The organism is Streptomyces sp. BI87 (genome assembly GCF_025957665.1).
Lineage (GTDB): Bacteria > Actinomycetota > Actinomycetes > Streptomycetales > Streptomycetaceae > Streptomyces > Streptomyces albidoflavus.
In genome coordinates this window covers 751,821-763,079 of record NZ_CP110079.1, presented here as the reverse complement: position 1 = coordinate 763,079, position 11,259 = coordinate 751,821, and the positions used below count along the sequence as shown (strand labels likewise).

Genomic DNA, 11,259 nt, shown 5'->3' with positions numbered 1-11,259 from the left:
GCGCCTGTGGCCTCCCGGCGTCCGGCGGTGCCACGCTGGACGGCATGCACATCCCCTTCCTGGACAAGTGGCGCGAACGGCAGAGCGGACCGGGACGCTCGGCCGCCGCCGTCTTCGAGGACCACCCGGACGCCGCCGCCGACCTCTTCGCCGAGTGCGAACTGCTGCGCTCGCACGCGCAGGTGGCCGGGCTGGAGCTGGACGACACCCCGGCCTCACTGGCCGCCCTCGACCAGTTGCTGCCGCGCTGGCGCGACGACCCCGAGGTGCTGCCCTGGCTCGGCAACGACGCCGGGCTGTACCTGGGCACCGTCGTGGTGCGCACCGTGCCCGGCGCGCGCTGGCACGTCTGGCCGGGTGGGCGCGTCGTGGTCCGGCTGCCCTCCGGCCGCGAACTGCACGTCGTCGAGGCCGGTGTCGAGTGGGCGGTGCACGGTGCGCCCGAGCTCTCCCAGATGTACGCCGAGATCTCCGAGGGCTGACCTTTGGCCGCCCGGGTCGCGCCCGCCGGTACCCGCCGGGCGGCGGTGCGAGGATGGGCAAATACGGTTAATCCCGCCCTGTGCGTGTCGTTTGTCCGGCCCTGAGAGGCGCTGGATAGTTTGCGCGGACCGACACCGCTGGAAGTGGGTAGAGCTGGGCATGGCTGTCGATCCGTTGATCGAGTTGCACGACGTGAACAAGTACTACGGCGACCTGCACGTCCTGAAGGACATCAACCTCACCGTCGGCCGCGGAGAGGTCGTCGTCGTCATCGGCCCCTCGGGGTCGGGAAAGTCCACCCTCTGCCGCACCGTCAACCGGCTGGAGACCATCCAGTCCGGCACCATCCGCCTGGACGGGCAGCCGCTGCCGGAGGAGGGGAAGGCGCTCGCCGGGCTCCGCGCCGAGGTGGGCATGGTCTTCCAGGCGTTCAACCTCTTCGCCCACAAGACGGTGCTCCAGAACGTCTCGCTGGCCCAGATGAAGGTCCGCTCCCGCAAACGGCCCGAGGCCGACCGGCGCTCCCGCGAACTACTGGAACGCGTCGGCCTCGCCGAGCACGCCGACAAGCTCCCCGCCCAGCTCTCCGGCGGGCAGCAGCAGCGGGTGGCCATCGCCCGCGCGCTGGCGATGGACCCCAAGGCGCTCCTCTTCGACGAGCCAACCTCCGCGCTCGACCCGGAGATGATCACCGAGGTGCTGGAGGTGATGCAGCAGCTCGCCCGGGAGGGGATGACCATGGTGGTCGTCACCCACGAGATGGGGTTCGCCCGTTCCGCCGCCAACCGGGTCGTCTTCATGGACGGCGGGCGCATCGTCGAGGACCGCACCCCCGAGGACTTCTTCAGCAACCCGGAGAGCGACCGGGCCAAGGACTTCCTCTCCAAGATCCTCAAGCACTGAGGGGGTGACGCCATGACGCACACCGACCCGATCCGCCGCCGCACCCGCCCGGGCCGCACCACCCGCCTGCTGGCCCTGGCCCTGCTGGTCCTCCTCTCCCTGGTCGCCGCCTGCGGCAAGGAGGGCAGCCCGCCGGTCAAGGGCCCCCGCGCCGACCAGCTCCCCGACTACCGCGTGGACACCGGCTTCAGCCTCCCCGAGTCACCGACCTGGCGTAAGGCCAAGTCCCGCGGCGCCCTGATCGTCGGTGCCAAGGAGGACCAGCCGTACCTGGGCGAGAAGGACCCGGCCGGCGGCGGCTACACCGGCTTCGACATCGAGATCGCCAAGATGGTCGGCGCCTACCTCGGCTTCGCCGAGAACCGCGTCCGTTTCACCACCATCGCCTCAGCCAACCGCGAGACCGCCCTCCAGAACGGCCAGATCGACTACTACGTGGGCACCTACACCATCAACGACAACCGCAAGCGGCTCGTCGGGTTCGCCGGCCCCTACTACGTCGCCGGGCAGGGCCTGCTGGTCCGCACCGACGAGGAGGACATCAAAGGCCCCGAGGACCTCGACGGCAAGCGCGTCTGCTCCGCCGCCGGCTCCACGCCGTACCAGCGGATGCAGGAGGAGTTCCCGAAGGCCGTGCTCGTCTCCTACGACACCTACTCGATCTGTGTGGACAACCTGCTGACCTACCAGGTCGACGCCGTCACCACCGACGACGCCATCCTGCTCGGGTACGCGGCCAAGGTCCCCGAGGAACTGAAGGTCGTCGGCAAGCCCTTCTCCGAGGAGCCGTACGGCATCGGGGTGCTGCGCTCGGACAACGCGCTGCGGCTCGCCATCGACGACGCCCTGGAGGAGGGGGAGCGCAAGGGCTACTGGAAGGCGGCGTACGACGCGACGCTCGGCCTCTCCGGAGTCCCCGCGCCTAAGCCGCCCGCCATCGACCGCTACGCGGCCGGCTGAGGAGGGGAGCGCCCGTGAACGTCCTGACCGACAACTTCTCCGCCTACGGCAAAGGGTTCCTCGGCACCGTCGAACTCACCGTCTACGCCTCGCTGCTGGCCCTCGTCCTCGGCTTCCTGATGGCCTCCTTCCGGGTGGCGCCCGTCGCCTCGCTGCGTTTCTTCGGCACGGCCTGGGTCACCGTGCTCCGCAACACCCCGCTGACCCTGCTCTTCTTCGCCGTCCTGCTCGGCCTGCCGCGCTTCGGCCTCGTCCTGCCCTTCCAGCTCTTCGCGGTGCTGGCACTGGGGTGCTACACCTCGGCCTTCATCTGCGAGGCGCTGCGTTCGGGCATCAACACCGTGCCGCGCGGCCAGGGCGAGGCGGCCCGCAGCCTCGGGATGACCTTCGGCCAGACCCTCTCCGCCGTGGTGCTGCCGCAGGCGTTCCGGTCGGTGATCGCGCCGGTCGGCTCGACGCTGATCGCGCTGGCCAAGAACTCCGCCATCGCCGGGGCGTTCAGCGTCACCGAACTCCTCGGCACCTACCGCACCCTCAGCGAGCTCGGTTACAACATCATCTGGACCTTCGTCTGGATCGCGCTCGGCTACCTCATCATCACCCTCACCATCAGCGCCCTGTTCCACCTCATGGAGAAGCGCTGGGGAGTCGCCCGATGACCGCCAAGTACGAGCAGGAGCCCTCGGCCCTCTACGACGTCCCCGGGCCCAAGGCCCGCAGACGCCACCGGATCTTCAGCGTCCTCGCCACCCTGGCGATCGCCGTGATCCTCGGCTGGATCGTGTACCTGCTCTTCGACACCGACCAGTTCACCACCGCCAAGTGGCGCCCCTTCGCCTACACCGGCATCCAGGAACTGCTGCTGCGCGGACTGGGCAACACCCTCAAGGCGTTCGCGTACGCCTCGGTGCTCTCCCTGGTCCTCGGTGGGGTGCTCGCCGTCGGGCGGCTCTCCGACCACCGGCCGGTGCGCTGGGTGGCTACGGTGATCGTGGAGTTCTTCCGGGCCATGCCGGTGCTGGTGATGATCTTCTTCGTCTTCGTCGCGCTCCAGGTACAGGCGCTGCCCGCCCTGGTCACCGGCCTGACCCTCTACAACGGCTCGGTCCTCGCCGAGGTCTTCCGCTCCGGCGTCAACTCCGTGGACAAGGGCCAGCGGGAGGCCGCCTACGCGCTGGGCATGCGCAAGACCCAGGTCATGGTGCACGTCCTCGCCCCGCAGGCGCTGCGCGCCATGCTGCCCGCCATCATCAGCCAGTTGGTGGTGGCGCTGAAGGACACCTCGCTCGGCTACCTCATCACCTACGAGGAGTTCCTCCACGCCGGAAAACTCATCGCCTCCAACCTCGACTACGATTTGCCCTTCATCCCCGTGGTGATGGTGATCTCGCCGATCTACATCGGGATGTGCATGCTGCTCTCGTGGTTCGCCCAGTGGGTGTCCCGCAGACAGCGCCGCAATCCGAAGGCGAAGGCGGCCGCCGTCACCCGGGCCGAACCGGGAGGGCTGCTGCCGGGCGAACGGTAGCGGGGCGACCCGGGGCACACCGCCCCTGGCCTGCCCGGCAGCAGCCGGAGATCACTTCTCGCGGACCGGGACCGACACGTGACCCGGGGCGTCCGCAGGCGAGGAGAAGGTCAGCTGCGCGCCGGACGGGTTGTGCTCGATGTACAGCGGGTCGACGGTGTCCACGACGACAGCGAGCCGGTGACCGGCCGGAACGTCGTAGGCCGTGGAGTACAGCTCCAGGTCCACGGCGAACGGCCGGCCCGGCTCGCGGTCGTGGAAGGTGTACGGGGCGTGCGTGACCAGCTTGCCGACGCCCAGCGGCCCCACGTCGTACAGGTAGGCCACGAAGGTGCCGCTGCTCTTCGTCGGCGTCACCGTGGTGTGCACCTCGGGGGTGCCGCGCACGGCCGCCCCGCCGGTGTACCGCTCGGACTGCCAGACGGCCGCGTACCGGCGGGGGAGCAGCGGCATCGACGCCATCGGGGGCGTTTGGATCAGCTGGTCGAGGGCGTTGGTGAGGAAGATGATGCCGCCGTTGGCGCCGGAGTCGACGTTGGCGCGGATGGTGTGGGTACCGGCCAGGTCGATCTTGCGGCTGTCGGCGCCGACCGACTTCCAGTCCGGGTAGCTCTCGTAGGCGCCGGTGGATCGGGACTTGACGCGGACCGGCTGCTCGCGGTCGACGCCGTTCTCCTCGCCCTTGAGGTGGTGGTCGAACCAGCGGCGGGCGGAGGTCCAGGTGTCGTTGGGCAGGCCGAGCAGGCCGGTCGCCTCCGAGGTCGCGTGGTCGCCCGGGCGGAACTCCAGCCGCTTGGGGCCGGTCAGCTTCTCGTAGAAGTCGGCGTACTGGTTGGGCGGGAAGAGGCTGTCGCCCCAGGCGTTGCCGAGCATCACGGCGGTGCCGTTGGCGTTCAGCGCGTCGAGGTGGGTGGCGGGGGAGCGCTTCTTCCCCCAGTCGATCATCTGCTGCTCCTTGTCGAGCTTGGAGCCGAGGAAGTCGCCGAGGATCTGCTTCAGTTCGGCGCTCGGGCGGCCGGTGATCAGGCCCGAGCCGCCGAGCAGGAGGGCGGCCTGGAGGTGCTGGGTGCGGCCGCTGTAGATGGAGTCGATGAGGTCGGCCCAGCCGCTGAGCGCCGCCACCGTCTTGATCCGGGGGTCGTGGGCGGCGGCGAGCAGGCTGATCCCGGCGCCGTAGGAGACCCCGGCCATGCCGACCCGCTCCGGGTCCGCCGGGGTGTGGGCGAGGGCCCAGTCGATGACGGCGGAGGCGTCGGCGATGTCCGGCGGCCCGGCCACCTCGATCTCACCGCCGGACTGCCAGAAGCCGCGCGAGTTGTAACTGACCACCACGTAGCCGGAGTCGGCCAGCTGGGTGGCCTGGGCCAGGTACTCGATCTGGGGGACCGCCCAGCTGGTGGGCAGCACGATCACCGGATGGCGGTCGCCGGCGGCGGAGCCGGTGGGCGTCACCACGTTGGCCTTGAGGACGGTGCCGTCGGCGCTGGTGATGTCGACGAAGCGGATGCCCGAGGCCGCGGCGCCGGCCTGGGCCTTGGCCGGGGTCTCGGGGGCGGCGTGGGCGGGCGCGGAGAGCGTACCGACGGCGAGCGCGGCGGTCAGCGCGCAGGCCGCGGTGGTGGTGAGGGCGGGGCGGGGGCGTCTCATGGGTCACTCCTCGCTGCGGGCAGGACAAGTGCCCCGACGGTAAGCGGAATGACTTACCGACGGTAACCGGCGGGTAGGTTACGCACGAGTAACGATTGCGGGTCGCCCGCCCTCGCGCCTACTTGGCCCGGTGCGAACCGCGCGCGGCCGGCACCGGGGCCGGCTCCTGCGCCGCCTTCGTCACGTCCGCCACCAGCTCCACCACGTCCGACCCGTACGCCGCCGAGTTGACCACCTTCAGCAGCAGCACGAAGGTGCCCGTGCCGTGCTTGCGCGCCAGCTTCTCGTGGTGCCGGGCCAGGTAGCGCGTCGCCGCCTGCGGCGTGATCGGCCGCTGCCCGCAGAACAGGAAGACCGGGCGTCCGCCCTGGCCGCCCGTCAGCCGCGCCAGCAGCACGTGCTCGCCCACGCCCTGCTCCATCCGGTACCGCTCCCCGCCGATCAGGAACGCCCCCCGGTCGGGTCCGGGCTCCGGCTCGGTGTTGATCCGCACGCCCGGCAGGAGGGAGGTGAGGTGGGCGGCCATCCGGCGATTGGACGAGGGATGGCCGACGCAGAACTCGGTGCGCTCGCCGAAGCCCTGCTGCGCCGTGTCGTGGGTGACGATCTGGGTGTGCGCCCTGCACTGCTTCACCAGCGCCGCCAGCTCCAGCAGGGCGAACATGTCGGGCCGCGAGACCACCGGCTCCGGCCCGCCCCCGTCCCGGCCGACCACCAGAAGGGACTCCGAGTGGTCCGGCAGACCGAGGAATGCCTGCCGGCGGCGGAGCCTCCGCTGCGACCACTGGGCACGTGCCAGCCAGCCGGCCGCCAGGCACACCACCGCGCCGAGACCACCGAGGAGGAGGGAGAGGTGTTCTGCTGTCATGGGCGCGCATGGTAGTGCCTCGAACGGGTGTTGCAGCACCGGCGGCGACGGCCGGGAGGCGCAACGGGGGTGCGACGGGGCGGTGTTGAACCCCGGAGCGTCCGTCGCCCTACACCCGGGCGGCTCCTACACTGACGAAATGGAGGACCACACGGCCACCGGGGCCGGTGCCCGTCCGGCGCCCGCCCTGAGGCGGTACGTCGACTCGTACGTCGGTTTCGACCTCCGCGGGCTCCCGGCCGGGGTGCACTGCGGTCCGCCGGGGCGCGCGCTCACCGTGGTGATCAGCCTGTCGGACGACCCGCTGCGGGTGGCGGCGGGTGTGGACGACGGGTCACCGGTCACCCGGTTCAGCGGCGTGGCCGGCGGTCTGATGTGCCGGTCCGTCGCGATTCACCACGACGGGCGCCAGCGGGGGGTTCAGGTGGCGCTCACGCCGCTCGGGGCCCGGGCCCTCTACGGCATGCCCGCCGCCGAGCTCGCCCATCAGCTGGTCCCGTTGGACGAGTTGCTCGGAGCGCTTGCCGGCGAGCTGTCCGACCGGCTCCGCGCGGCGAGCACCTGGGCGGCGCGGTTCGCCGTGCTGGACGAACTGCTGCTCAGGGCCGTCGGCCGTGGCGCCCACGCCGGCCACGAGCACCGGGTGCGCCCCGAGGTGGCCGAGGCCTGGCGCCGCCTCGTCGCCGCGCGGGGTGGCGTCCAGGTCGGTGCCCTCGCCGCGGAACTCGGCTGGAGCCGTCGGTATCTCACCGAGCGGTTCCGCGGTGAGCTGGGCCTGTCGCCGAAGACCTTCGCCCGGGTCCTGCGGTTCGCGCAGGCGCACGAACTGGCGGCGGTCGCGGACCCGTTGCCGTGGGGCGAGGTGGCAGCCGTCTCCGGCTACGCCGACCAGGCCCATCTCGTGCGGGACTGGCGCGAGTTCACGGGCCGGTCACCGACGGTCTGGCGTCGCGGCGAAGTCCTCCTCGGAGCCGGGTAGCCGCCGCCCGCCCCTCGCACCGGCTGCTGTTCCCTTTTCTTCAAGACTGCTCCCGCGCTGTCCCGGACGATCGTCGGCATGAGACTCGTCGACCACGCAACCGAAGCCGTGGACCTGCGGACCACTCCCGTGCACCTCGGACGGGGATCGAGAGCGAGACCCGTCGAGGGCTTCGCCTGGGACCCGGAGGTGCTCCACGCGTACACGGCCGCCGTCGCGGAGGACGGCGCCGAGGGCCGGATGGTGATGATCTTCGACGGTGAGGGGCCTGGCGGCCACTGGGAGTGTCACCCCGCCGGTGACGAACTGGTCGTCTGCCTTTCCGGTTCCGTGGCGGTCACCCGCGAGGTGGGCGGGGTGCCCGACCGCGTGGTGCTCGGGCCGGGCGAGGCCACCGTCAACCCGGCCGGGGTGTGGCACGCGGTCGACCTGGAGGGGCCGGCGTCCCTCCTGTCCGTCACCGCGACCCTCGGCACCGAACACCGCCCCCGGACCGCCACCACCCCCCGCCCGGAGGAAGCGCCGTGACGACCCGCGTCGCGTGCCTCGGCGACAGCCTCACCCGCGCGCAGGTGAGCGTCGACTACCTGGATCTTCTCGAACGCCGACGCCCGGCCGGTGACGTGCGGCTCGCCCGGTTCGGCGTCAACGGCGACTTCGCGTACCACCTCCTCCAGCGTCTCGACGCCGTCGTCGCGGACCCGCCCGAGGTGATCACCGTGCTGATCGGGACCAACGACGCCCGGGCGAGCCTCGCCGGCTACCCCGTCGAGCAGGTCATGAAGCGCAAACGGCTCCCCGAGCGCCCGTCGGCAGGCTGGTTCCAGCAGTGCCTGGGCGCCGTCGTCGCCCGGCTGCGAGCCGAGACCGACGCGAGGATCGGCCTGCTGTCGCCTCCGGTGCTCGGCCAGGAACCCGACGGGCCGGCGGCGCGGGCGTCGCTGGCGTACAGCCGCATGATCGCCGAGGTCGCCGCCGCCGAGGAGGTGGCCTACCTTCCGCTCCACGAACGCCAGACGGAGGAACTGCGCCGGGCGGACGCGCCGCCGATTCCCTACCGGGAGGCGACGCCGGCAGCCGGTGTCGGCGTTCTCCTCCAGCACGCCGTGCTGCGCCGCAGTTTCGACGCGATCTCGCGCCGGCGCGGTCTCCTGCTCACGACCGACCACATCCACCAGAACAGCCGCGGCGCCGCCCACATCGCCGAGGTCATCGACACCGGTCTGCTGGTCCGGAGCGGGTAGCCGGTCCCGGCGGCCGGCGAGCAGTCCGGCCCGGCCGAGGCGTCCTGGCCGGGCGCCCCGGGTGAAGTTACGCTGCGCGGACGGCTGCTGACTGGAGGTAAGGAATGCGTCCGTCCCCCACGCGCAGGCTCTCGCTCTGCGCCCTCGCCGTGGCGATGCTCTCGGTGGGCGCCGCCGCGCCACCCGACGCGGGGGCGCCCGAGCGGGCGGCGCCCGGCAAGTCCCCCGTCGCGGTCGGCCACGGCGGCGCCGTCTCCAGCGTCGACGAGGACGCCTCCGCCGCCGGGATCGAGGTGCTGCGCCGGGGTGGCAACGCCGTGGACGCGGCCGTCGCCACCGCCGCCGCGCTGGGCGTCACCGAGCCGTACTCCGCCGGCATCGGCGGCGGCGGGTACGCCGTCCTCTACGACGCCCGCACCGGCACCGTCCAGACCGTCGACGGGCGGGAGACCGCGCCCCGTACCGCGGGACCCGACCTCTTCCTGGAGGACGGCAAGCCCATCCCCTTCGCCGAAGCCGTCACCAGCGGCCTCGGCGTCGGCACCCCCGGCACCCCCGCCACCTGGCGCACCCTGCTCGGCCGCTGGGGCAGCAAGCCGCTGGGCGAGCTGCTGAAACCGGCCGAGCGCCTGGCCCGCGACGGCTTCACCGTGGACGAGACCTTCCGCGCCCAGACCGCCGACAACCAGGCCAGGTTCGCCGACTTCCCCGCCAGCGCGAAGCTCTTCCTGCCCGGCGGGAAACTTCCCGAGACCGGCTCCACCTTCCGCAACCCCGACCTGGCCCGCACCTACGCGGAGCTGGGCCGCAAGGGCGTCGAAGCCCTCTACCGGGGCCCGCTCGCCCGCGACATCGTGCGCACCGTCAACAAGCCGCCGGCCGGCCCCGACACCGACCGCGTCGTCCGCCCCGGCCGCCTCACCGAGGCCGACCTCGCCCGCTACCGCACCGAGCGGCACGCGCCGACCCGTACCCGCTACCGGGGCCTGGACGTCGCCTCCATCGCCCCGTCCTCCTCCGGCGGCACCACCGTCGGTGAGGCGCTCAACATCCTGGAGTCCACCGACCTGAAGGCGGCCTCTCCGGAGCGCTACCTCCACCGGTTCATCGAGGCGAGCCGGATCGCCTTCGCCGACCGCAACCGCTGGGTGGGCGACCCCGCCTTCTCCGAGGTGCCCACCACGGAGCTGCTCAGCTCCCGCTTCGCCGCCTCCCGCGCCTGCCTCATCCGCGACGACGCCGCCCTCACCAGCCCGCTCGCCCCCGGCGACCCCCGCGACCCGGCCGGCTGCCCCTCCGGCGGCACCCCCGCCCCCACCACGTACGAGGGGGAGAACACCACCCACCTGACCACCGCCGACCGCTGGGGCAACGTCGTCGCCTACACCCTGACGATCGAGCAGACCGGCGGCAGCGGCATCACCGTGCCCGGCCGGGGTTTCCTGCTCAACAACGAGCTGACCGACTTCTCCTTCACTCCCACCACCCCCGGCGTTCCCGACCCCAACCTGCCGGGCCCCGGCAAGCGCCCGCGCTCCTCCATCGCGCCCACCATCGTCCTGGACGGCGGCAGGCCGGTGCTCGCCCTCGGCTCGCCCGGCGGGGCCACCATCATCACCACCGTGCTCCAGACCCTCACCGGCGTCGTCGACCGGGGCCTGCCCCTGGTCGACGCCATCGCCGCGCCCCGCGCCAGCCAGCGCAACGCGGCCGCCACCGAGATCGAGCCCGGCCTGTGGGACTCCCCCCTGCGAGGGAGGCTGGAGAAGCTCGGCCACACCTTCCGGCAGAACCCCGAGATCGGCGCCGCCACCGCCGTACAGCGGCTCCCCGACGGCCGCTGGCTGGCCGCCGCCGAGACCGAGCGGCGCGGCGGCGGGTCCGCGATGGTGGTCAGGCCGGGCCGGCCCTGACCGTCCGGCGGCCGGCCGCTCCCCGCGCGGCCGGCCGTCAGTCGGCGGTGTCCTCGCGCAGGACCCGCCCGTCGCCCGCGTCCACGTCGACCGCCGTCGTACGGAACGACTCCTGGTCGACCACCTCCACCTGCCACACCGCCGTCCCGCCCGACTCCTCCAGCTCCGCCTTGATCGCCGTCCCCGGGCGGCGGTCGGTGGCCGCCTTCGTCGCTTCCGACGCGTCGGTCTCCGCCCCCTCCAGCAGCGTCTTCCGCTCCTCGCGGTCGTCCGGCTCGTCGTCCGGCCGGTCGTCGGCGGGGCTGTCGGAGACGGCGCCGGAGGCCGCGTCGACCTGCCGGGCGACGGCCGAGCCGTCGTCCTCGGCCAGCGTGACCGTCCAGTGCGGCGCGTCCCGCTCGGACCGGCCGAGCTCCACCGCGACCGGGCGGGCGTCCGGCTCGTCCTCGCCCGCCGCCTTCACCGCCTGGGGAAGCGAGACGGTGGTGGCGGCGAGCAGCGCCTGGTTCTCCCGCGCGTCGTCGTCCATCGGAGTGGCGGTCTCCTCCTCCGACACGGTCGGCGAGGGCGTCGGGGTCCCGCTCTGCGAGGTGCCGGGCGTCGTCCCCGTCTCCGGCTCGTTCCCGTCGGAGCAGCCCGCCGCGCCCAGTGCCACCAGGGCCAGCAGAGCGGCGGCCGGGGCACGGGAGGGGCGGCGGTGCGGGGAGCGGGGAGTGCTGCGGTTCATCGAGGGC

The 11,259-nt window shown here is 72.6% G+C and carries 12 protein-coding genes; 9 read left to right on the top strand and 3 right to left on the bottom strand.

Going from position 1 to position 11,259, the window contains the following annotated elements; genetic code table 11:
• The first annotated feature begins 44 nt into the window (after positions 1-44).
• The 5 genes from OIM89_RS03235 (at position 45) to OIM89_RS03215 (ending at position 3,874) form a co-directional block, all read left to right on the top strand.
• Positions 45-482 carry a DUF6278 family protein gene (locus OIM89_RS03235; RefSeq protein ID WP_003951849.1) on the top strand — a complete coding sequence of 146 codons (438 nt, stop codon included), beginning with the start codon at positions 45-47 and terminating at the stop codon, positions 480-482.
• 160 nt (positions 483-642) lie between these two features.
• Positions 643-1,386, top strand: coding sequence for an amino acid ABC transporter ATP-binding protein (locus tag OIM89_RS03230; RefSeq protein WP_003951850.1), 744 nt, complete (start codon positions 643-645; stop codon positions 1,384-1,386).
• A 12-nt stretch (positions 1,387-1,398) separates the two neighbouring features.
• Positions 1,399-2,346, top strand: coding sequence for a glutamate ABC transporter substrate-binding protein (locus OIM89_RS03225; protein WP_030694769.1), 948 nt, complete (start codon positions 1,399-1,401; stop codon positions 2,344-2,346).
• A 14-nt stretch (positions 2,347-2,360) separates the two neighbouring features.
• Complete coding sequence (locus tag OIM89_RS03220) at positions 2,361-3,005, top strand: amino acid ABC transporter permease (protein ID WP_030694770.1); 645 nt, start codon at positions 2,361-2,363, stop codon at positions 3,003-3,005.
• Positions 3,002-3,874: an amino acid ABC transporter permease gene (locus OIM89_RS03215; RefSeq protein WP_030694771.1), complete on the top strand. Its 873-nt coding sequence runs from the start codon at positions 3,002-3,004 to the stop codon at positions 3,872-3,874. The genes OIM89_RS03220 and OIM89_RS03215 overlap by 4 nt, the downstream gene beginning before the upstream one ends.
• Before the next feature lie 51 nt (positions 3,875-3,925).
• On the opposite strand, the gene OIM89_RS03210 is transcribed toward OIM89_RS03215, so the two are convergent.
• Both OIM89_RS03210 and OIM89_RS03205 read right to left on the bottom strand, forming a co-directional pair.
• Positions 3,926-5,521, bottom strand: a complete 1,596-nt coding sequence (locus tag OIM89_RS03210; RefSeq protein WP_175458654.1) for a CocE/NonD family hydrolase — start codon at positions 5,519-5,521, stop codon at positions 3,926-3,928.
• A 118-nt stretch (positions 5,522-5,639) separates the two neighbouring features.
• Positions 5,640-6,389: a hypothetical protein gene (locus OIM89_RS03205; RefSeq protein WP_175458653.1), complete on the bottom strand. Its 750-nt coding sequence runs from the start codon at positions 6,387-6,389 to the stop codon at positions 5,640-5,642.
• 139 nt (positions 6,390-6,528) lie between these two features.
• Between OIM89_RS03205 and OIM89_RS03200 the strand changes: the two genes are divergently transcribed.
• From OIM89_RS03200 to ggt, 4 genes are all read left to right on the top strand, one after another.
• On the top strand, positions 6,529-7,368 hold the full coding sequence (locus OIM89_RS03200) for a helix-turn-helix domain-containing protein (protein WP_047468662.1): 840 nt from the start codon (positions 6,529-6,531) through the stop codon (positions 7,366-7,368).
• A gap of 78 nt (positions 7,369-7,446) precedes the next feature.
• On the top strand, positions 7,447-7,896 hold the full coding sequence (locus OIM89_RS03195) for a cupin domain-containing protein (protein ID WP_264490961.1): 450 nt from the start codon (positions 7,447-7,449) through the stop codon (positions 7,894-7,896).
• Positions 7,893-8,612: an SGNH/GDSL hydrolase family protein gene (locus OIM89_RS03190; protein WP_030694776.1), complete on the top strand. Its 720-nt coding sequence runs from the start codon at positions 7,893-7,895 to the stop codon at positions 8,610-8,612. The genes OIM89_RS03195 and OIM89_RS03190 overlap by 4 nt, the downstream gene beginning before the upstream one ends.
• Before the next feature lie 104 nt (positions 8,613-8,716).
• Positions 8,717-10,525 carry a gamma-glutamyltransferase gene (gene ggt / locus OIM89_RS03185; protein ID WP_264490960.1) on the top strand — a complete coding sequence of 603 codons (1,809 nt, stop codon included), beginning with the start codon at positions 8,717-8,719 and terminating at the stop codon, positions 10,523-10,525.
• Positions 10,526-10,562: 37 nt separating this feature from the next.
• Here ggt and OIM89_RS03180 read toward each other — a convergent pair whose 3' ends face one another.
• Positions 10,563-11,252: a PepSY domain-containing protein gene (locus OIM89_RS03180; protein WP_151167640.1), complete on the bottom strand. Its 690-nt coding sequence runs from the start codon at positions 11,250-11,252 to the stop codon at positions 10,563-10,565.
• Positions 11,253-11,259 lie beyond the last annotated feature (7 nt).

Bases quoted from the DNA above. Each gene is read 5' to 3' on its own strand.
- OIM89_RS03235 (WP_003951849.1), top strand. From the start codon at position 45: ATGCACATCCCCTTCCTGGACAAGTGGCGCGAACGGCAGAGCGGACCG.
- OIM89_RS03210 (WP_175458654.1), bottom strand. From the start codon at position 5,521: ATGAGACGCCCCCGCCCCGCCCTCACCACCACCGCGGCCTGCGCGCTG.
- OIM89_RS03180 (WP_151167640.1), bottom strand. From the start codon at position 11,252: ATGAACCGCAGCACTCCCCGCTCCCCGCACCGCCGCCCCTCCCGTGCC.
- OIM89_RS03215 (WP_030694771.1), top strand. From the start codon at position 3,002: ATGACCGCCAAGTACGAGCAGGAGCCCTCGGCCCTCTACGACGTCCCC.
- ggt (WP_264490960.1), top strand. From the start codon at position 8,717: ATGCGTCCGTCCCCCACGCGCAGGCTCTCGCTCTGCGCCCTCGCCGTG.
- OIM89_RS03200 (WP_047468662.1), top strand. From the start codon at position 6,529: ATGGAGGACCACACGGCCACCGGGGCCGGTGCCCGTCCGGCGCCCGCC.
- OIM89_RS03205 (WP_175458653.1), bottom strand. From the start codon at position 6,389: ATGACAGCAGAACACCTCTCCCTCCTCCTCGGTGGTCTCGGCGCGGTG.
- OIM89_RS03230 (WP_003951850.1), top strand. From the start codon at position 643: ATGGCTGTCGATCCGTTGATCGAGTTGCACGACGTGAACAAGTACTAC.
- OIM89_RS03225 (WP_030694769.1), top strand. From the start codon at position 1,399: ATGACGCACACCGACCCGATCCGCCGCCGCACCCGCCCGGGCCGCACC.
- OIM89_RS03195 (WP_264490961.1), top strand. From the start codon at position 7,447: ATGAGACTCGTCGACCACGCAACCGAAGCCGTGGACCTGCGGACCACT.